This window comes from Streptomyces sp. NPDC027672 (genome assembly GCF_055566335.1).
Genome location: NZ_JBVHSO010000023.1, coordinates 23,540 through 43,913 on the forward strand (window position 1 = coordinate 23,540; position 20,374 = coordinate 43,913).

The following is a 20,374-nucleotide window of genomic DNA, read 5'->3' on the forward strand; positions in this document are numbered from 1 at the left end:
CTACCCTCCCGTAGTCATGACAACTGGACACAAGGGAACGTCCCGCAGACGGTTCCTCGCGGGTGCGGGGGGCACGGCGGGCGCCCTCGCCTTATCGCCGGGTACCGCCCGGGCCGCCGCCTCCGCCGGCAAGCACGTCGCCGTCCTCGGCGGCGGGGTCGCCGGACTCAGCGCCGCCCACGAACTCGCCGAACGCGGCTACACCGTCACCGTCTACGAGTACTACGACGTGCTCGGCGGCAAGGCCCGCTCGATGGACGTACCGGGAACCGGCACGGGCGGCCGCAGGCCCCTGCCCGGGGAACACGGCTTCCGCTTCTTCCCGGGCTTCTACCGGAACCTGCCGGACACCATGCGCCGCATCCCCTTCCCCGGCAACGCGAACGGCGTCCACGACAACCTCCGCAACGGCACCGAGACCCTCTTCGCCCGGGCGGGCGGCCGCCCGGACCTGCACTTCCCCCTGCGCCGCGCCACCACCCCGCCCGCACCCGGCGACATCACCCCGTCCTGGCTCCGCGACCAGCTCCTCTCCGTCCTCGACCTGGGCAGCCGGCTGCCCGCGCACGAGGCCGCCTACTTCGCCGACCGTGTCCTCGTCCACCTCACCAGCTGCGACGCGCGCCGCGAGGACCAGTGGGAGAAGACCTCCTGGTGGCACTTCATCCGTGCCGAGCGGATGAGCGAGGAGTACGGCACCCTCCTCGGCATCGGACAGACCCGCAACCTCGTCGCCACCCGCGCCGAGGTCGCCTCCACCCGCACCGTCGGCCGCGTCATCATCGAGGCGCTGCTGCTGTGGGGCCTGCTGGGCCGCGGTATGGACGGCGACGCGGACATCGACCGGGTGCTCAACGCGCCCACGAGCGAGGCGTGGATCGACCCCTGGTCCGCCCACCTGCGCTCGCTGGGCGTCCGGTTCGTCCTCGGCACGCAGGTGCGGGAGGTGCTGTACGACGGCGGGCGCGTCACCGGCGTGCGGGTCTCGGCCCGTGACGGGAGCGGTGAACACACCGTCACCGCCGACCACTACGTCTCCGCCATGCCCGTCGAGCACGCCCGGCGCACCTGGGGTGCCGCGCTGCGCGCGGCCGACCCGCAGCTCGCCCGGTGCGACGCGCTGCAGACGGACTGGATGACCGGGGTGCAGTTCTATCTGCGCACCCCGACGCCCGTCGTCCGCGGGCACGTCAACTGCCTCGACTCGCCGTGGTCGGTGACCGGGATCGGGCAGGCCCAGTTCTGGGACGTACGGGACTTCGCACAGGACTACGGCGACGGACGCGCCCACGACTGCCTGTCGGTGATCGTCTCGGAGTGGGACAAGCCGGGGATCCTGTACGGCAAGACGGCCCGTGAGTGCACGCGCGAGGAGATCGTCGAGGAGTGCTGGGCGCAGCTGCGGGACGCCCTGAACGACTCCGGCAAGACGACGCTCAGGGACGCCGACCGGGTCGCCTGGTTCATGGACCCGGCCGTGACCGGGCTCGGCGGCCCCGATCCGCAGAACCGGGAGCCGCTCCTGATCCATCCCACGGGCACGCTCTACCACCGCCCGTCGGCGAAGACCGCCGTGCCGAACTTCTTCCTGGCCGGCGACTACGTCCGGACCGACGTGGACCTGGCGACGATGGAAGGCGCCAACGAGTCGGCGCGGCGGGCCGTCAACGCGCTGCTCGACCGGGACGGTTCGGACGCCGGACGGTGCCGGGTCTGGGAGCTGTACCGCCCCGAGGAGCTGGAGCCCCTCAAGCGCGTCGACGAGGTGCGCTACCGGCTCGGCCTGCCCAACACCTTCGACCTGGGCTGAAGGGGCGTCGTAGCGGAGTAGTGGTTTGGTCTAGACCAAGGAGGGTACGCTCTCGTCACTGTCCATGGCCGCTCACCGGGCCATGGAAGCCCTGCTTGACATGCTCACGCCCATCCGGTCCGGGTGGGCACGAACCCCCACACAGGAGTTGTCATGAAGAGCAAGAGGATGCTGGCCGTCGCCATCGGCGCGGGGATCGCCCCGCTCCTGGCCGTGAGCCTGCCGGCCGCCAGCGCGAGCGCGCACGGCTACATCTCCTCGCCCCCCAGCCGGCAGGCCCAGTGCGCCGCGGGTACCGTCTCCTGCGGCTCCATCAAGTACGAGCCGCAGAGCGTGGAGGGGCCCAAGGGCCTGATGAGCTGCAGCGGAGGGAACGCCGCCTTCGCCGAGCTCGACAACGACAGCAAGGGCTGGAAGGTCACCCCGGTCAGCCGTACCACCAGCTTCAACTGGCGGCTCACGGCGCGGCACGCCACCAGCACCTGGCAGTACTACGCCGGGGGCCGGAAGATCGCCGAGTTCAACGACGGCGGTGCCCAGCCCGGCCAGACCGTCACCCACCAGGTGAACTTCGGCAGCCTGACCGGCAAGCAGAAGGTGCTGGCCGTGTGGAACATCGCGGACACCTCCAACGCCTTCTACGCCTGCGTGGACGTGAACGTCAGCTGACCCGGCGTCCCGGTGCCCGGAGCGGACGGAGGCCCGCTCGCTCCGGGCACCCCGGCCCGCCACCCCGTGCGGCGATGACCGTGCCGCGACCGCGGGGCGGCGGGACGGAGCCCGGGTGACGGGGCAGGGCCCGGTCCACCGGACCGGGCCCTGCGCGTCGCGGAACGCTTCAACGGTGTCAGCGGCTCAGGGTGAACGCCTGGGCGGAGGAGCCGTTGCAGGGCTGCTGGGACAGCTTGGCGCCGTTGACGGTGGAAGAGCCGTTCACGGCGAGGCACTTGCCGCTGTGGCGGGCGACGAAGCGGTACTGGTTGCCGGTGTCGGCGGGTTCGGCCTTCCACTGCTGGTTGGTGCCTCCGCCGTAGGTCCACAGCTGGAGCCGGGCGCCGTCGGCGGTGGCGCCGGGACCGCCCTCGACGTCCCACGCCTTGGAGTTGTACTGGTTGACGACCTGGTAGTTGCCGTCGCTGGTGGGCCTGAACTGCCAGCGCTGGTTGGTCTGTCCGGCGCCGCAGGTCCACTGCTGCACGGCGGTGCCGTCACCGGTGCCCCAGTCGGCGGCGTCCAGGCAGGCGCCGCTGCCCGCGTTGCGGACCTGATACCACGCGCTCGGGTCTATCGCGCCGGCGGGCGGGTTGGCCGGGCCACCGCTGTCGGTGCCGTTCCACAAGAAGGTGGCGACGGCGCCGGCGGGGAGGGAGTAGGCGAGGGACTTGCCGTTGTCGGTCAGCGAGAACTGCTGGGCGCCGGAGCCGGTGTTGACGACGTAGGCGGCCCGGGTGCCGTCCGGGTTCTGGAAGGCGACGTCCTCCACGCCCCCGTCTCCTTGGCTGGTGGAGCCGATACGGGTGGCGCCGGGCTTGACGAACTTGGTCAGCTGGCCGAGGACGTAGTACTCGGCGTTGCGGGTGACGCCGCCGCCTGCGATCTCCACGACGCCGTTGCAGCGGTTGCCGCAGTTGCCCTGGTGTGGACCGCCGTTCTGGTCCAGGGCCAGGTTCCAGTCGACCACCGTCTCCCCGCCGTTGCGCATGTTCTGCACGACGAGGTTCTCCGCGTGCCACTTGAGGGTGTCGGCGAAGGTGTTGGCCGGGGCGGGGCTGTCGGTGCCGGAGCACTCGGTGAAGAAGACGCGCTTGCCCGCGTTGACGATCTGCTGCTGCGCGTCGGGGCTGCCGCTGTAGCAGTGGAAGGCGGCGCCGATCACCCGGTTGATGCCCTGGGTGGCGTTGAAGACCTGGAGCGGGTAGCCCGGGTCGTCCCAGTTGTGGTCGTAGGCGAGGATGTTGGTGGGCAGGCCCGCCGCGGTGAGCGACTTGTCGAGGACCTTGATGAAGTCGGCCTGCTGGGACGCGGACATGGTCATCGAGGGGTAGCCGGCGGCGAGTTCCGGCTCGTTCTGCACGGTGAGGTCGGTCAGGGTGATGCCCTGCTGCCCGTACGCCTTGACCGTGTCGACGAGGTAGTCGGCGTAGGCCTGGTAGTCCTCCGTCTTGAGGCTGCCGCCGTTGAGGGAGTTGCTGGTCTTCATCCACGCGGGCGGCGACCAGGGGGTGCCCATGAAGCGGATGGCGGGGTTGATCGCGGTGGCCTGCTTGAGGACCGGGATGATCTCGCTCTTGTCGCGGTCGATGGAGAAGGACTTGGGGGTGTCCTCGTAGGTGTGGAAGCCGCTGTCGGCGTTGAAGTCGCTGCTGCCGAGCGGCTGGCGCAGGTAGCCGAGCCCGATGCCGTCGCCGTTCGTGGAGAACAGCGAGTTCAGCAGGGCGGTGCGCTGGTCCTGGGGCAGGCTCTGGATGAGGTGGGCGGAGGCACCGGTGACGGAGGCGCCGGCGCCGGTGAACGTCTGGGCCTTGCTGTTCGCGTCGATGCGGAGGTCGACGGACTGGGGCGAGCCCGAGAACGGGACGCTGCCCTCGGCGGACAGCTTCTTGGCGCCGTCCGGCGTGGTGACCCACACCTGCGCCGTCGGGTCGGCGGCCCGGGCCGGGCCGGCGCCGGCGGCGCCGAGTCCGGCGGCGGCCAGGACGAGGGCGGCGCTCGCGGCGCACGCCCGGGGGCGGAGGAATCTGCGAGGTGACACGGTGCGGCTCTCCTTCGGTCGGTGCCTGAGGGGGTGGTGCGACCCGCCTGGACGGAACGGCAATCCGCGCAGGCCGGTGGTCTACCGGAAGGGGTGGTGCACGCGGGGCCGGTGGCCCCTGGTTCTCACTTCAGGCCGGTGGTCGCGATCCCGGCGACGAAGTGGCGCTGGAAGAGGAGGAAGACGATCATCACGGGCAGGAGCACGACGACGGCTCCGGCCAGCAGGACGCCGTAGCGGGTGAAGTCCTGGCCGCTGCTGGCAAGGGCGAGGCCCACGGGAAGGGTGTACTGGTCCTCGCTCTGGGCGGCCACCAGGGGCCACAGGAAGTTGTTCCAGGAGCCGAGGAAGCTGATGATGCCCAGGGTGGCGAGAGCGGGTTTGGTCATCGGCAGGATGATCCGCCAGAAGATGGCGATCTCGTGGCAGCCGTCCATCCGGGCGGCGTCGATCAGTTCGTCGGGCAGCGAGCCGATGAACTGGCGCATCAGGAAGACCCCGAACGGTGTGGCGAGGAACGGCAGGATCAGCCCGAGAAGGGAGTTGGTCAGGCCCAGATTCGTGGTCAGCACGTACAGCGGCACGAACGTGACCAGGCCGGGCACCATGAGGGTGCCGATGACGACGGCGAAGACCGTCTTGCGGCCGCGGAACTCCAGCTTGGCCAGGGCGTAGCCGAGCATCGAGCAGAACAGCAGGTTGCCCGCGGTCACGGCGACGGCGACGACGACGGAGTTGGTGAACATGCCGACGAAGTCCAGCTTGCCGAACAGTTCGTGGTAGTTGGCCGTGGTGGGCCGGCCCGGGATGAGGACGGGCGGCACCCTGCGGATGTCGGACTCCGGCTTCAGGGAGCCGGACAGCATCCACAGGAACGGCACGAGCATGAGGAACAGGGCGCCGGTCAGGGGCAGGTAGAGCCAGGGGTTGCCCCAGCGCTGCCGCGTCGCGCGCCGGCGCTGCGCGCGCCGGGCTGCGGTGGTGTCCACAGGTGCGGAGACGGTGGTCATGCGAGGTCAGTCCTTCTCCCGCAGCAGGCGGAACTGGAGCACGGTCAGTGCCGCGATGAGCATGAACACGACGTAGCTCGCGGCCGCGGAGTAGTCGTAGTTGCCGAAGCCGAACTGCCGGTAGGAGAACATCGTCGCGGACAGGGTGGAGTCCAACGGGCCGCCGTCGGTCATGACGAACGGCTCGTCGAAGAACTGCAGATAGCCGATGCCCGTGGTGACGGCGGTCAGCAGCAGCGCCGGACGCAGCAGGGGGAAGGTGACCCGCCAGAACCGCTGCCAGGGTCCCGCGCCGTCGATCTCGGCCGCCTCCAGGAGCGATCGCGGGACACTCTGCAGGCCGGCGAGCATGATGATCATGACGGTGCCGAGATTCCGCCAGACCGCCATGACGATCATGACCGGCAGGGCGAAGCGGGGGTCGGCGAGCCAGGCAGGGCCGTCGATCCCGCACCAGGCCAGCACGGTGTTGACGAGGCCGGCACGGGGTTCCAGCAGGGTCTTCCACACCACGGCGACGGCGACGACGCTGGTGACCACCGGCAGATACAGACCGACGCGGAACACCGCGCGGAAGCGGTGGATCCCGCGGTCGAGCACCACGGCGGCGGCGAGCCCGGCCGCCAGGGTGAGGGGCAGGCCGAACAGGACGAAGACGGCGGTGTTGCGCAGCGCGGTGAAGAACACCGGGTCCTGGAACAGCTTCACGTAGTTGTCCAGGCCGACGAAACCGACCGCGAACGGGGTCCTCAGATCCGCGCTCTTGGTGTCGGTGAGGCTCATCAGCAGGGACCAGAGGACCGGCAGCAGCATGAAGAGAGCGAACAGAGCCAGGAACGGTGCGGCGAGTACCCACGCGGCACGGCTCTGGCGTCCGGCGGTGGCCGAGACCTTGCGTCGTGGCCGGCGGGCCGCTACGGGCGTGTGCGCCCGCGGGGTCCCTGCCGCCGTGTCACCTTGCCCTGGAGCTTTGGTGAGGGACATGGAAGTGATCCGTCCGTGCGGGTGTCAGCGGCCGGTGCCGATGTTGGTGGCCTTGGACTGCAGCGCCTGTTGCACGTCCTTGGCCGTGGCCTTGCCGAGGGCGAGCTTTTCCAGCTCCGAATCGATCTCCGAGGCGATCTGCTGCCAGGTGGTGATCGCCGGCGGCGCCTTGGTCACCTTCAGCTGCTCGCGGAACGCGGCGAGCTTGCTGTTGCCCGCGATGCGCTGGTCGTCCCAGGTGGCGGCCACCGCGGGTAGCTGATTGGTGGCGGTCCCGTATACGGCGAGGTTCTTGGCATCGGTGAGGAACCGCACGAACTTCCAGGCGGCGTCCTTGTTGTGGCTGCTCTGGAAGACGGCCAGGTCGGTGCCCCCGGCCAGTCCGGCCGCCTGCTTGTTGCGCGGCAGCGGCACGGTCTGCCACTTGGCGTCCAGGTCGGGGCTGTCCTTGTGCAGATTGCCGCCGACACTGGCGCTCTGCTGCAGCGTGCCGATCAGGCCGTCGTGGAAGCCCTGCTGTCCGTCGGTCTTGTCGGTCGGCGCCATCCTGTTCTTGAAGATCTTGCCGTAGTACTCGAGCGCCTCGGCGACCTGAGGGGTGTCGAAGGTGAACTTCTTCGCGGCCGGGTCGTAGATGTCACCGCCGCTCTGCCACACCAGGGGCAGCCAGAACAGCCACGCGTTGAACCCGGTCTGCAGCCCGGAGGCGTAGCGCAGCTTGGGGTTCTGCTTGCCCGCGGTCTTCTGGATGGCCTGAAGGTCCTCGTAGAAGCCGGCCCAGTCGGCGGCCGGCTTGTCGATGCCCGCCTTCGCGGCGATGTCGGTGCGGTAGTAGATCACCGAGGTGTCGGCGATGAACGGCACGCCGTAGGCCGTCCCGTCGTACTTGGTGGTGTCCCACTGCCCGGGGAAGAAGGCGGAGGGAGCGATCTGCTGCGGCGTGGCCTGGAAGCCGTTCATGGCCGCCATCTCGGCCATCCACGTCGTCCCGATCAAGGACACGTCCGGGCCCTTGCCGCCGGCGATGGCCGTGGTCAGCTTGTCGTGCGCGGCGTCCCAGGGGATGGGCGTGATGTGGACGTGCGCGTCGGGGTTCTGCTTCTCGAACTCCTTGGCGAGGCTTTCCAGGGACGGGTCCGGGTCGCCCATGGACCACATCGTCAGGTTGCCCTCGGCCAGCCCCGTGCCCAGGGTCGCGGTGTCCTTGCTGGGGCCGTTGTCGTCGGAGCGGCCGCAGGCGGTGGCCAGCAGTGCGGCGGCGATACCGAGGGAGGCGGCTCTGGCGAGGGTGCGCTTCGTACGGGACATGTCTTTCACTTCCTGATCGTTCTGGGTGGGAGTCGCGGGAGTCCGCTGGGCGGCCGGCCCGGAGCCTGGACCTCCGGGCCGGGTGCAGGGCAGCGGTTACCGGGCGGTGGCCGGCAGCCGGAGGACGGTCCCGCCGCCGTCGGTCGTCACCTCCACGTCGAGCTCCAGCCGCAGATCGCGGCTGGAGCGCCCGATGCGCAGCCGGTGCCGGCCGGTGCGGGCGCGCCAGCCCCCGGCCTGCTCGTCCCAGACCTGGAACGCGCGCAGCGGCACGGTGACGGCGGCCGTGGCGGTCCCGCCCGCCGGGACGCTGACGCAGGCGAAGCCGGCCAGGACGCGGACGGGCCGGTCGATGCCGTCGTCCGGTGCCTCCGCGTACACCTGGACGACTTCCCGGCCTGCCCGCGGCCCGGTGTTGGTGAGGGTGACCGCGAGGGCGGGTCCGTCTCCGCCTGCGGGGCAGGCATGATCGGCGGAGACGGACGTCTGGAGGGCCTCGGCACGGTCGTAGGACCAACGGGTCCAGCCGAGGCCGTGGCCGAAGGGGAAGGCGGGCGTGGTGCCGGCGCGGTCGTGTCCGCGGTATCCGATGTGGAGCCCGTCGGTGTAGTCGACGATGCCGTCGACCGGGACGGCGTCGGGGACCGGTACGTCCTCGGCGCGCGCGGGCAGGGTCCAGGGCAGCCGGCCGGCCGGTTCGGCCCGGCCGAGCAGCACGTCGGCCAGTGCGTGCCCCGCCTCCTGGCCGGGCAGCCACGCCCACAGCAGCGACGGCACCTCGGCGGCCCAGGGCAGCAGGACCGGTGCTCCCGCGTTGACCACCACCACGGTCCGGGGCTGGGCGGCCGCGACCGCGCGGACCAGCTCGTCCTGCTGCGGCGTCAGCCGGAGGTCGGGCCGGTCCCAGCCCTCCGACTCGGTCTCCTCGTTCGTGCCGACCACCACCACCGCGACATCCGCCCGGCGGGCGGCGGCCACGGCCTCGGTGATCTCCTCCGCCGCGGACGGGCCGGGCGGCAGGTGGCGCAACTGGGCGGTGACGAAGCGGCCGTAGCCGTCCGCGTCGACGACGCGCAGGTCCATCGTCAGGTCCAGATGCCGGGGCTCGGTTCCCACGCTGACGGGATGGCGGTGGGTTTCGGGATGGCTGTGGCTGGACTCCAGGATCAGTTCCACGCCGCGGTCGTCCTGGCCCGAGTGGACCGTCTCGCCGTCCAGTTCGACGCGGAAACGCCCGGAGCAGCCGAACTCGAGCAGGTGCGTGCCCGGTTCGGCCAGCGTGATCCGCGTCCGCAGGACGACGCGGTGGGTGCCGGGCGGAAAGGAGCCGAAGCCGCCCCAGTCGCCGGTGCAGCGGACCTCGGTGCCGAGCGGCACACCCGCCGCGTCCAGGTACTCGGCGCGCACGCCCATGGCTGCAAGGTCGGGAGAGGACGTACGGGAGGGATCGATGAAGGGGGCCCGGCGCCGGGAGGAACCCCCGCGGTGCACGGTGAGGCCGACGTGCCCGGGCAGAGCGGCGCGCAGACCCTCTTCGAACGTGACCGTCCGTACGGCGGGCACGTACGCGCTTCCGCCTCCTTGCAGGTAGGGCTGGACCGCGTTCGGGCCGATCAGCGCCACGCTCGTCAGCCGTCGTGCGTCCAGGGGCAGCAGCCCGCCCTCGTTGCGCAGGAGCACGGTGGCGCGGGCGGCGGTGTCGCGCAGCACGGCGAAGTCGTCCTCGCCGGGCGGCGGCGGAACGGGCCGGCCGGGCAGCGGGGGACGCTCTTCACCCGGCGCCCAGGGCCGGGTGAGCCTGCCCACCCGTGCGGCCAGGCGCATCAGCCGCAGCACCTTGTCGTCGACGACGGCCTCGTCCACCTCGCCCCGGCGGACGGCGTCGACGAGCCGCGCACCCCACGGGCCGTCCGGCCCGGGCATCACCAGGTCGAGACCGGCGTTGGCGGAGGCGGCCGTCGAGCGGGTGGCGGCCCAGTCGCTGATCACCACCCCGTCGTAGGACCACTCGCCCTTGAGGACGTCCCGCAGCAGCCGCCGGTGCTCCAGCATCGGGGCCGACTCGATGCCGTCGTCGACTCCCGAGTAGGCGCCCATCACGCTCCAGGGGCCGGCCTGGGCCAGGATCTGCTCGAACGGGGCGAGGTAGACCTCGCGCAGCGTGCGGGCGTCGATGCGGGCGCGGTAGCGGGTCCGGCCGGTCTCCGAGTCGTTGGCGACGAAGTGCTTCAGGCAGGCGGCGACCCCGGCCTCCTGCAGGCCCCGGACCAGGGCCGCCCCGAGGGTGCCGGTCAGCAGCGGGTCCTCGGACAGGTACTCGAAGTGCCGGCCGGCGACGGGTGTGCGCTGCAGGTTGACCGCCGGCGCCAGCACCACGTCCACGCCCTTGCGGTGTGCCTCGGCGGCGAACAGGCGGCCCAGGCGTTCGGCGACGGCCGGGTCCCAGGTGGCACCCACCGCGCTGGGAGCGGGCGCGAGCAGACCGGTCTGGCCGGGGACCTCGCCGGTGCCCCGGACGCCCTGCGGCCCGTCCGAGGCGACCACCGGGTGCAGGCCCAGGCGGGGTTCGGCCGGCAGGGCCCACAGCGAGGCACCGGTCAGCAACCGCACCTTCGACTCAAGGTCCAGGGCGGCGACCAACGCGGCCCAGCGATCCGTCACAGCCGTGTCCGGGGGCGCCGGAGCGACTCCCGTGTCGGCCCGGGTTGCTGCGCGCGAAGGGGAGACCATGAGTGTCCTTCCAGCCATGACGGCGGCATGTCGTCTCGATGACGGCGTCATGAAAGCACACTTACTAAGTACTTAGTAAGTGGTTGGCCGCAGCGTCTTCGCCGCCCTCGCCCGCGGTCGTCCGACAGTCTCCGGACGGGATTAAGCTGTGCCGGTGAGCAACCAGTCAGCAGGCAAGCCGACGCGTCCCGCCAGGCCCCGCACCCCGCGCAGCGTGGAAGCACAGCGGCGGCAGCGGGACATCCTCGGCATAGCGACGGACACCTTCGCCGCCCGCGGCTACCACAACGCCTCGCTCGCCGAGATCGCCGACCGGGCCGGACTCACCCAGGCGGGCGTCCTGCACTACTTCCGCTCCAAGGCACTGCTGCTCACCAGCGTCCTGGAACTGCGCGACCAGACGGACATCGAGCAACTCGGACCCGACCGGCCCCGGGGACTGGAGTTCCTGCGCCACCTGGTGGACACCGCACTCCGCAACGCCGAACGCGAGGGCATCGTCCGGCTCTACACCGTGCTGTCGGCCGAATCCGTCACCGACGACCATCCCGCGCAGACCTACTTCCGCGACCGTTACAACGGCCTGCGCGCGTTCGTCACCGACGCCCTGATCGAAGCCTGCGACCTGCCCGCCGAGGGCACCGACGCCCGGGTCGAGCACGCGGCCAACGCCATCGTCGCGGTGATGGACGGCCTCCAGGTGCAGTGGCTCCTCGCCCCCGACCGGGTGGACATGGCGGCCTCCACCGATCTCGTGATCACGTCCCTGCTGGACACGCTCGCCCCCGGACGCTTCCGCTCCGCCCCGGCGGAGGGCTGACCTCCGGACCCGACGGCAGGCTGACCCGCGAAGGCTTGGCGTACGCCGCCGGTGCCCGGCCGAGCCGCGCACCGGCCAGGGCTACGACCGTGACCGCCTGCGCCGATGACCCGGCGGGCGAGACATGCCCCGCGTCCCACCCGCGGTGGTGTTACCCGCTGAGGCGCCGACTGCCGCGCCGACGCACCGCGTCGTACCCCAGCTACGGCGCCAGTCACCGCGCCGAGCCGTACCTTCGCCGCGGTGCCGACCGTCACGCGGCGCACCGGGCCGTATCCCCGCTGCGGTGCCGGCCGCCACGCCGACGCACCGCGCCGTACCCCGCACAGTGCGCGGGGTAGGGCCCTGCACAGTGCGCGGGGTACGGCCCCGCACAGCGCGCGGATTGCCGCAACTCGCCTGCGCGGCAAGCCGATTGCGTATCATCTGAGCCACGGCGCGGAGTCCGGCGGGGGAGTGGGCCGAGCCGGAGCGCCGGCGGATCCGGTGGGAACGGGGGCCACATGCCGAGAGCCGACGGGCGCCACCGCGCCCTGATATGGGGCGGGACCGGCGGGGCGGCGGCCGCGCTCGTGACCGCCGCGCTGCTGTGGGCGCCCGGACAGGCGCTGGCCTGGGCCGCCGGTGTCCTGGCGGCCGCCTCGGCCGCCTACCTCGGCCAGCAGGCACCCCAGCAACTCCAGGAGGCCCTGGCCCGGCGCCGGGCCGCGCGGCAACCGGCCGCCGGTGACCCGCTGGCCGTGGCCGTGGAGATCCGGGACCACGACTACGTCACTCTCGACCTCGGCGACCGCGTCGTCGACATCCCGGCCGCCGGGCACACCCTCCGCGTCGTCGTGACCGCGACCGGACCCTCGGCCGTGGTGCTGACCGGGCTGCGCGCGGAGGTGCTGTCCCGCGCGGAGGCGCCCGGGGATCTCGCCCGGCACGCGGCCGAGGTGCCGGTGCGGCGGTTCGAAGTCCTCCTCGACCCCGACCCGCCACGGGTGCGCGCCCTGGCCGGCAGCGACTTCCCCTACCGGATCGCCTCGGACGAGTCCGAGGTCCTCGACCTCCTGGTCAGCACCGAGCGCGGCCTCGTACGGTGGGTGCTGTGGCTCGACTGGACCTCCGCGGGCCGCCAGGGCCGTACCCGGATCGACCTCCAGGGCCACGCGTTCCGCACCGCCGCGCGCCTGCCGGGCGGCACCCGATGACACCGCTGCGGCGCCCCGCCGGCGCGGTCACCCTGGCAGCGGCACTTCCCGCGGTGGCCGGCGGCGCCGTCCTCGCCGCCACGGGCACGCACAGCTGGCTGCCGTACGCCGCGGTGGCCGCCGTATCGGCGCTCTCCGGGGCGACAGCCCGCACCCGGCGGCCACGGAACCCGGCAGCCGGTCCAGCGGGCAGCACGGGGAGGTCCTCGGAGCCGGCCACCGGGTACGGACGGGATTCCTCCGCCGGGACGACCCGGGCGGGGAACCGGGCGGACGACGCGCCCGCCTCCCAGGGGTCCGTCTACGACATGACACGGCCCGTCCGCACCGTACCCGTACAAGGACTGCCGGACGACCCGCCGTTCACCGTGCGGGCCGCCGTGCACAGCCACCTCGCGCACATCGTCTCACCCGGCCTTCTGGGCACCCCCGAAGCGGTGCACATCCCGCTGACCGGGCACAACCTCCAGCTCTCCCTGACCGCGACGGGCCAGGGCGAGGCCGTACTGCGGTCGCTGCGGGCCGAGGTGACGGACCGCCTGCCGGTGCGCGTGGACGGCGTCGCGATCGCCCGGTCACGGATGCCCGACCTGGTCATGAGCGCGGACCTGCTGGAGTCCGCCCAGCGCGCGGTCCGCGCCTACCGGCGCCTGAGCAGCCCCGACGTCGCCATCCTCCTGGACGTCTCGCCCGCGCCCGTGCTGACGGCCGCCGGTGCGGACCCCGCCCTGCCGCTGACCGCCACGCCCGGTGCCGGCGCCGCCCTCACCTGTGCCCCCGTGACGGACGACGGGCGGTGCGTACGGTGGCGGCTGACGGCGGAGATCGAGTGCGCGGGACGCCTCTGGCGGCCCTGGTGGGACCTCACGGTCACCGCCACCTCGGGCGTGACCCGCTTCAGCCCCGACACCACACCGGTGCCCGAGTCCGTGCACACCCTCTTCCCCGACCACTACGACCCCCGGGACCCGGACGGAGGACGGACCGGCCCGGAGACGGACCGCTCCTTCCACCTGGTGGCGCACATCTCACAGGACGGTCAGGGCGTGCTGGAGATGCCGTCCCGGCCCGCCCCCGATCCCGAGCCGCCCGGCGCCGAGGAGACCATCCGGCGCGCCGCCGGCCTAACCCGCGCCGGTGACCTCACCGGTGCCGCGGCGGCCTACCGGTCGGCGGCGGATGCGGGCAGCGGACAGGCCGCCTACCTGCTCGGCAGACTCGAACAGAACAGGGGCGACCTGGACGGCGCGGCGCGCTGGTACGAGAAGGCCGCCGCCCGCCGTATCCCCGCCGCCCCCCACAACCTGGGCGTGCTGGCCCTGCTGCGTGACGACCTCGACGCGGCCGAGCGCTGGTTCCGCCGGGGGATGGACAGCGGGGACTGGACGGCGGCCGTGGGCCTCGGCGCCGTACGCGAGAGGCAGGGTGACGAGGCACAGGCCGAGGAACTGTGGCGGCTTGCCGGCAAGCGCGACGCCCCGAACGCGGCGCAGAACCTCGCGGTCCTCTGCCGGCGGCAGGGCCGGCACGAGGAGGCCGACGAACTCTTCACGCGGGCCGCCGAGGCGGGCGACGTCCAGGCGGCCGTGCACGTCGGCTTCCGCTGCCAGGAAGCCGGGGACCAGGCAGCGGCCGAACGCTGGTGGCGCACGGCCGCCGACGCGGGCAGCGCGGAGGGCGCCTTCTACCTGGGGCTGCTGCTCGTGCGCACGGCCCGCGCGGCAGAAGGGCAACGCTGGTGGGAGCGCGCCGCCGAGCGCCTCGGCCCGCCCGGTCACGGGGCCGCGGGGCCACCGCCGGGGCCGGACACGGGGACCGCCCACCGCATCGACGGAACGGCGGAGTCGGCCGAGGCGTACGCCGCGTACCACCTCGGGCTGCTTCACTGGGAACGGGACGACCTTGAGGCCGCCCTCGCCTGGTGGACCCTGGCCGGCGGCGCCGGTCACGCGGGCGCCGTGTTCCGGCTGTGCGAGCTGCACCTCAACGTACGCGGCGACCTCGCGGAGTTCCTGCGCTGGGCATCCTTCGCGCTGCGACTCGACGGAGCGCCGGCCGGCCGGGTGGAGGCTCTCGCCGCCGGATTGCGCGAGATCACGGAGCAACTGGCTTCCACGGCAGGCGCGTCCGCTCCCGACCCCGGGACCGCCGCGGAGGTCTGCTCCGTGGCGGCCGAGGCATATCGGCGCCTCACCACGCACGACAGCGCCCACCGCCCGGCCTGGGAGGAAACCGTCCGCCGCCTCGCCACGCTGGCCGACGCCTCCGGCTCACCACGGGCACGCCAGCACGCCGACACCGCCTTGGCACGACTGCGGGCAACGGGCTGAACACGGAACACGGCCAACAGCGACGGACCTCCGGGGCCCACCCGCACTCGGCGGTGGCTTTTGGCAAACAGCTTGTTCAGCGGTGCGACACCGGAGGGCTCAGTCGTCTATGGGCACGCCGACTCGCTGGACGGTCCAGCGGCGTGAGGGGTGCGTGTCGCAGGTGAATTGGACGAGGCCCACGTTGTTGGCGGTGGAGACCCCGCCCGCGACGGTCATGCATTTGCGGGTCTGCACGTTGACGATCTGGTACGAGCTGCCGTTCCAGGCGATGATCCAGCGGCGCGAGGGGTGCGTGTCGCAGTTGTATTGGACGAGTTCGACGTTGTTGGCGGTGGAGACCCCGCCCGCGACCGTCGCGCATTTGCGCGTCTGCACGTTGACGATCTGGTAGGAGCTGCCGTCGTAGTTGGCGAAGACCCAGCGGCGCGAGGGGTGCGTGTCGCAGTTGTATTGGACGAGTTCGACGTTGTTGGCGGTGGAAACTCCGCCCGCGACGGTCGCACACTTGCCGGTCTGCACGTTGACAATCTTGAAGTCTCCCCCCACCCGTGCCGCGGTATTGGGCGTGGCCAACTGCGCGACCGCGGTATCGGGCCAGAACATGGCCCCGGCTACAAGAACTGTCGATGCCGTCAAAAGACGGCGCGTCCGGCTTGTGCGCATAGTGGTACTCCACTACTGATCCTGTGCGGGAGTTGAGAAAGACATCGGCTCGTCCGCTGGCCCCGACCCAGGGCTTCCGCCGCTGTGGCCGACGGGCTCCGGCGCCTCGTCGACGGCCTGACAGTGGGGCACCGATAAAGGTGCGGCCTTCTCTCCCGTCCATCGAAGCACGAGGCGCACAAATCGGCACCTGGAGTGGTGTGGAGCCGAAGCGCGGGAGGGCACAGGGCGTCGTCTCAATCCCCAAGGGCGGCAAGTCGGACCGGGTGAGAAGGATCCGCTGTCCCGCCGTGCGGTTCCCCAGGGCGTCAGGCGCCGAGCCGGGTCAGCGCTGCGTCCAGACGAGCCGCGATCTCCTCGAGCTCGTGCCGGGACGTGACGTCGGAGCCGACCTGGGCCTGGAGATCCGCTCGGGAGATGACCTCCAGAGCTCCTCGGTACTGATCACTGCCCAGTGCGGATGCCGGTACGACCTCGGCGGCACCCGACACGACGACCAAGGTCGGCTCGTCCGCGCCGGAGTCCAGCAGAGCCCTCACGTGATCTGCCGTGATCATGATCGCCTGCCGACCGGGCGTGCTTCTCCGGAAGTCCTCATGGTTGTTTCCTCCCTCAGGGCACCATTGCACAGCGGACGTACCGGTTTCCCTCGGCCAGGGGACCGAAACGGGCAGGAGGTGACGGAGAGGGACCCGGGTGCTGGGTGGCGCCCGGCGGGTACCCCCTCCCGCGACGACTGGGCGTTCGCCGTGCCCGACAGCGCCCGCCTGGCCGCGGTGATCGCTGATCGCACGGGCCGGCCCAGCAGGCGGACGTGGCTGGACATCCCGGGCTCACGTCGGCCGGCACCCTGACCCGGTCCGGCCGTCAGTCAGTCTGGTTCCGCCGGGCCCGGCGGACGTTCACCGGAGGGCCGGCGTACGTGCGTCAGGCCTGCTGCGCCTGCTGGTAGACCTGCTTGGCCGTGGCGCCGAACACCTCGCCGTACATCTTGGTGGGCGTCAGGGAGTCCAGCGCGCTGTTGACGGAGACGAGGACGCCCTTGCCGGTGCGGGCGTCGAAGTCGGCGAGCCACGGACCGCCGCTGGAGCCGCCGCTCATGTCGCAGGGGATGACCTGCATGCCGTTGCCCTTCTTCGCCGTGCCCACGCAGCGCAGGAGTTCCTCACCGAGCTGCGGATGCGTGGCGGGGTAGCCGAAAGCGGAAATGCTGCCGCCGACCGGGCGGTTGAACGCGATGGCCTGGCCGCCCACGACAGGTGAGCCTACGGCCGCTCTTGCCGGCGTCGACCACCAGCGCGGCCATGTCATCGGTGGAGTCCTCCTCCCAACTGCGCGGGGACATGACGCTGCGGACCGCGAAGGCGCCGTACGGTTCCTTGTGCTCGTCGTAGCCGGGGACGAACGCCATGGTGGTGTTCGTGTTGAACGGAGAGGAGACCCGGCGCACGCAGTGTGCCGCGGCCATGGCGACAGAGCGGTTGGTGCTCGTGACGGCGGTGGCCGTGCACCATGTGTCGGCTCCGTCCGCGTTGACGAAGAAGAGGCGGCCCACGGCCTTCATGGAGGTGCCCTTCCAGGGCTTGGCCTTCGGCCCAGTCGGGCTGAGGTCCACGGACTTCCCGACGGCCTTGATCCGGGCGGGAGTCCGGTAGGCGAGGGCGTCCCGGCGCTCCTTCGCCGTGTACTTCATCACCGACACCGGCCCGGCCGAGACGCCACGCGACGGGCCGGTCAGGGCCGTCGCCGCGCTCGGGGCGGCGAGAGCGAAGACGGAACCGGCCACGGCGAGCGCCGTCACACGCGGTCGGAGGTGTCGGATCACGGACGCGGACTTCTCGGGCACGGTGGATGTCTCCTCGTCGGATGCAGAAAGGGGGCGGTCCTTCGGCCCCACCCTGCAGAACAGGGAAATCACCGACCCGGTTGGCCGTCTCCCGCGTTGTCGCGGGCCTGTGACAGACGACCGCCCCGAACCTTGTCCGCACGGGAACGGGGGAGCGGCGGCTGTGTCACGGGCTGCGCCAGGCCGCCCTGCCACCAGATCAGTGACCAGTGCGCCCAGGCTCGGACTCCCACCCGGGGTCCGTCACAAACCGGCTCAGCCGGTAGGTCGTCGGCAGCGCCAGGCGCCCGCACAGCGTGTCGATCCGCATCAACGACCCGTCGACGCCTGCCTCCCGAAGGCGGCGCAACTGCGTACGCATCTCCGCCTGGTCCCGAGTCTCAACGACCACTTCCCACTGTCCCGCGCCGGGCGCGGTGCGAGCGGCAAGCCGCTGACTCTCGGCCTCCTGTCGCCGCCGTCTTTTCTCTTGTCCTGGCACCAGCTCAGACTCACTGACCGACGTCAGGACGGCAAGGCAATGGGACCGAGGATGCACATCCCCGCTTGCTGATCATGTGTCAGACACTCCCTGGAACCTCTAACGGAAAGCCGCCGTGCCCTCCTCCGCTTCCTGGTGGCTCGGTCCGGCCGCGTATGCGAGCGGAGGGGCGATCGCCTGGGCATCCGCTCCCTCGCCGACCCACAGCGCGATGAACAGCGCGGCGGTCGCTTCCAGGAGTCCCGCGCGTTCGAGACCGCCGCCAGCCACGGGTTCGCAGCCCGTGTCCCGCACCAGCTCGCGTACACGCACGAGAGCCGTCTCGTCGTCCCCGCAGACCGGGACGGCCAGTGGTCGCCCATCGAAGACAGGCGGCCGCATCCGCCACACGTCCTCGTGGCAGAGGTTGAAGGCTTTGACCACGTGGGCTCCGGGTGCTGCCGCTGCCAGTTGCTGCGCGGCGGAGGGGCCTCCTTCCGTCAGCAGCCGGAAGCCCGGCCCGACCGGGTTGGAGCAGTCGAGCAGCACCTTGCCCTCCAGGGCCGCGTGCAGCTCCCGTGCCACTCTTACTCCGGCCCTGAAGGGCAGCGCCGCCAAAACCACCTGGCCGTACTCGGCCGCCGCGCGCAGACTGCCAGGCTTCGCGCTGCCTCCGATGCGCGTCGCGAGCCGCTCCGCCTTGTGTGCGTCCCGTCCCCCGATGGTCACGTCGTGCCCGGCCCGCGCCCAGTGGGTGGCGAGCGCGTCGGCCATGTTGCCCGTTCCCAGTACGCCGATTCTCATCACGTGGTCCCTCTCCGTGCCTGCTTCGACCGTTCACACCGACGCTAGAAGGCCGTTCGGGCACCATTTGGTACGTGACGACCGACGCCTTTCTCGCCGACTGCCGCGCCCGCCTCGCCTTCGACCTGCTCTCGAACACCTGGAACGCCGTGGTGCTCTGGGCACTGCGCGACGGCCCCAGGCGCCCGGTCGAATTACGGGAGCGGATCGGGGGCATCAGTTCCAAGGTCCTCACCGAGACTCTGCGCCGATTGCAGTTCAACGGACTGGTCGACCGGCAGGCGGACCCCGACGCGCCATCACGGGTCGAGTACCAACTCACGCCTCTGGGACGGACCTTGCTGGCGCCCATCGAAGCCGTCGGCGCATGGGCCTTCGAGCACGGCGACGAGGTCATGGCCGCCCAGGAAGCAGCATGCACTCCTGGGCGGCAGTCCCCTCGTCCAACTTGCTAGACGGGTCAACGGGGAGTCAGCCGAGGCCGGTTGCCCATGCCGTCAGCGCGGCGAAGTCGTCAATGGTGAGGCCGAGTCGTGGGTCGACCCGATGCAGTAGGGCGGGACCGCCGTGGTGACCCTTCACCCAGGCGCGGTCCGCCTCTGTGCTTTCGTCGTCGACCCAGGCGAACGCACGGCCTCAAGCACAGTGCCCTTGCGGAACCATCGGCGCAGCGGTCCGAGGCGGTTGATGATGCGGTCGGCCGCAGACTTCGAGGCACCGCCGCGAACCTGGGCCAGGTCGGACCCCCGGCCGGAGAGCAGAACACAACCGCTGCCGCCGCGCCCCGGTCCAGCACGGTCAAAGCCGGACGAGTGGTCAGCGCCAGCGGTTGTTGCTGGTGTGGTCGCCGGCGAGCCAGCGGGAGAGGTCGTCGTGTGCTGTGGCTCGCCGTTCGGCGTCGATCTTTTCCACGTCGGGGTGGTCGACAGCGAACTCCAGCATCAGCCCGTTGGGATCCGTGAGGTACAGCGAGACGCAGTACCCGTGGTCGATCACATGGGCGTTCGTCTCCGCATGGCCGGCCGCGGTGACGCGCTCGCGCATGGCTTCCTGGGTCTCCGCCTCGACCTTGAAGGCGATGTGGCGCACGGGGGTGGCATTGATGGCGGTCTTGAACTCCTCCTGGTCCTCGGGGTTCGCGAACTGGAAGAAGGCGAGCGCACTGCCGTCGGCCAGACCGTAGAGGGTGTGACTGTAGACGCGCTCGGTTCCGAACAGCACCTCGCGCTCGGTCCAGGTGGCGACCAGGGGCAGGCCGATCACATCCTCGTAGAAGCGCCGGTTGGCTTCCTGGTCGTCAGTGATCCAGGCGTGGTGGTGGAGACGGAGCGGCAGGACCTCGCTCATGTCACGTCATCTCCCGCGGTGGATGGGGGTGTTGGGCTGGCGACCCGGGTGGTCGCCGACCTAGTGGCCAGCATGCCGCTCAATTAGGTTGAACGCTAAATCAAATCGAGCCGTTGTGTGCGCGCCGGGGAGCGGGTAGCCCGCCGGTCTGCCGACGGGCGTTGACATCGGACGGTCGGTTCGCGCCGGGTCGTGCGTGGTGCTGCATTCGTACCCGGACGGGCCCGCTGCTCGGTGGGGGCTGGGCCTGGTGGGTGCGAGGGCTCCGACCTGGCCCGACGTCGCACTCCTCCGCCCCGTTCGCGCAGGTC

Annotated in this window: 17 protein-coding genes; 6 read left to right on the forward strand and 11 right to left on the reverse strand. The window is 71.5% G+C overall.

Going from position 1 to position 20,374, the window contains the following annotated elements:
• The first annotated feature begins 16 nt into the window (after positions 1–16).
• Together ACZ4SV_RS35105 and ACZ4SV_RS35110 are read left to right on the forward strand one after the other, a co-directional pair.
• Positions 17–1,810, forward strand: a complete 1,794-nt coding sequence (locus ACZ4SV_RS35105; protein WP_468010675.1) for a hydroxysqualene dehydroxylase — start codon at positions 17–19, stop codon at positions 1,808–1,810.
• A 153-nt stretch (positions 1,811–1,963) separates the two neighbouring features.
• Positions 1,964–2,479 carry a lytic polysaccharide monooxygenase auxiliary activity family 9 protein gene (locus tag ACZ4SV_RS35110; protein ID WP_365879777.1) on the forward strand — a complete coding sequence of 172 codons (516 nt, stop codon included), beginning with the start codon at positions 1,964–1,966 and terminating at the stop codon, positions 2,477–2,479.
• A 178-nt stretch (positions 2,480–2,657) separates the two neighbouring features.
• On the opposite strand, the gene ACZ4SV_RS35115 is transcribed toward ACZ4SV_RS35110, so the two are convergent.
• The 5 genes from ACZ4SV_RS35115 to ACZ4SV_RS35135 all read right to left on the reverse strand — a co-directional run bounded on the left by ACZ4SV_RS35115 (position 2,658) and on the right by ACZ4SV_RS35135 (position 10,525).
• Complete coding sequence (locus tag ACZ4SV_RS35115; RefSeq protein ID WP_468010681.1) at positions 2,658–4,562, reverse strand: RICIN domain-containing protein; 1,905 nt, start codon at positions 4,560–4,562, stop codon at positions 2,658–2,660.
• A gap of 125 nt (positions 4,563–4,687) precedes the next feature.
• Positions 4,688–5,572 carry a carbohydrate ABC transporter permease gene (locus ACZ4SV_RS35120; RefSeq protein ID WP_468010685.1) on the reverse strand — a complete coding sequence of 295 codons (885 nt, stop codon included), beginning with the start codon at positions 5,570–5,572 and terminating at the stop codon, positions 4,688–4,690.
• Positions 5,573–5,578: 6 nt separating this feature from the next.
• The gene (locus tag ACZ4SV_RS35125) at positions 5,579–6,556 is read right to left on the reverse strand and encodes a carbohydrate ABC transporter permease (RefSeq protein ID WP_468010689.1); all 978 of its coding nucleotides are present in this window, start codon (positions 6,554–6,556) and stop codon (positions 5,579–5,581) included.
• A 24-nt stretch (positions 6,557–6,580) separates the two neighbouring features.
• Complete coding sequence (locus tag ACZ4SV_RS35130; protein ID WP_468010693.1) at positions 6,581–7,864, reverse strand: extracellular solute-binding protein; 1,284 nt, start codon at positions 7,862–7,864, stop codon at positions 6,581–6,583.
• Between the two features lie 96 nt (positions 7,865–7,960).
• A complete protein-coding gene (locus ACZ4SV_RS35135; RefSeq protein WP_468010696.1) occupies positions 7,961–10,525 on the reverse strand; it encodes a beta-glucosidase in 2,565 nt (854 codons plus the stop codon).
• A gap of 283 nt (positions 10,526–10,808) precedes the next feature.
• On the opposite strand from ACZ4SV_RS35135, the gene ACZ4SV_RS35140 reads away from it, so the two are divergent.
• The 3 genes from ACZ4SV_RS35140 to ACZ4SV_RS35150 all read left to right on the forward strand — a co-directional run bounded on the left by ACZ4SV_RS35140 (position 10,809) and on the right by ACZ4SV_RS35150 (position 14,940).
• Positions 10,809–11,414: a TetR/AcrR family transcriptional regulator gene (locus tag ACZ4SV_RS35140; RefSeq protein ID WP_468010753.1), complete on the forward strand. Its 606-nt coding sequence runs from the start codon at positions 10,809–10,811 to the stop codon at positions 11,412–11,414.
• Between the two features lie 503 nt (positions 11,415–11,917).
• Positions 11,918–12,610: a hypothetical protein gene (locus ACZ4SV_RS35145; RefSeq protein ID WP_468010700.1), complete on the forward strand. Its 693-nt coding sequence runs from the start codon at positions 11,918–11,920 to the stop codon at positions 12,608–12,610.
• A 308-nt stretch (positions 12,611–12,918) separates the two neighbouring features.
• A complete protein-coding gene (locus ACZ4SV_RS35150; RefSeq protein WP_468010703.1) occupies positions 12,919–14,940 on the forward strand; it encodes an SEL1-like repeat protein in 2,022 nt (673 codons plus the stop codon).
• Positions 14,941–15,039: 99 nt separating this feature from the next.
• On the opposite strand, the gene ACZ4SV_RS35155 is transcribed toward ACZ4SV_RS35150, so the two are convergent.
• The 5 genes from ACZ4SV_RS35155 to ACZ4SV_RS35175 all read right to left on the reverse strand — a co-directional run bounded on the left by ACZ4SV_RS35155 (position 15,040) and on the right by ACZ4SV_RS35175 (position 18,716).
• Positions 15,040–15,546 (reverse strand): RICIN domain-containing protein, encoded by a 507-nt coding sequence (locus ACZ4SV_RS35155; protein WP_468010707.1) that lies wholly within the window; start codon positions 15,544–15,546, stop codon positions 15,040–15,042.
• 368 nt (positions 15,547–15,914) lie between these two features.
• Positions 15,915–16,145: a hypothetical protein gene (locus ACZ4SV_RS35160; protein WP_468010712.1), complete on the reverse strand. Its 231-nt coding sequence runs from the start codon at positions 16,143–16,145 to the stop codon at positions 15,915–15,917.
• A 388-nt stretch (positions 16,146–16,533) separates the two neighbouring features.
• Entirely contained in the window at positions 16,534–16,755 is a 222-nt protein-coding gene (locus tag ACZ4SV_RS35165) for a hypothetical protein (protein WP_468010716.1), read from the reverse strand.
• Between the two features lie 16 nt (positions 16,756–16,771).
• Positions 16,772–17,452 carry a hypothetical protein gene (locus ACZ4SV_RS35170; RefSeq protein WP_468010721.1) on the reverse strand — a complete coding sequence of 227 codons (681 nt, stop codon included), beginning with the start codon at positions 17,450–17,452 and terminating at the stop codon, positions 16,772–16,774.
• A gap of 580 nt (positions 17,453–18,032) precedes the next feature.
• Positions 18,033–18,716 (reverse strand): NADPH-dependent F420 reductase, encoded by a 684-nt coding sequence (locus ACZ4SV_RS35175; protein ID WP_468010726.1) that lies wholly within the window; start codon positions 18,714–18,716, stop codon positions 18,033–18,035.
• Between the two features lie 74 nt (positions 18,717–18,790).
• Between ACZ4SV_RS35175 and ACZ4SV_RS35180 the strand changes: the two genes are divergently transcribed.
• Positions 18,791–19,171: a winged helix-turn-helix transcriptional regulator gene (locus ACZ4SV_RS35180; protein ID WP_468010729.1), complete on the forward strand. Its 381-nt coding sequence runs from the start codon at positions 18,791–18,793 to the stop codon at positions 19,169–19,171.
• Positions 19,172–19,532: 361 nt separating this feature from the next.
• Here ACZ4SV_RS35180 and ACZ4SV_RS35185 read toward each other — a convergent pair whose 3' ends face one another.
• Complete coding sequence (locus ACZ4SV_RS35185) at positions 19,533–20,063, reverse strand: VOC family protein (RefSeq protein WP_468010733.1); 531 nt, start codon at positions 20,061–20,063, stop codon at positions 19,533–19,535.
• Positions 20,064–20,374: the final 311 nt, after the last annotated feature.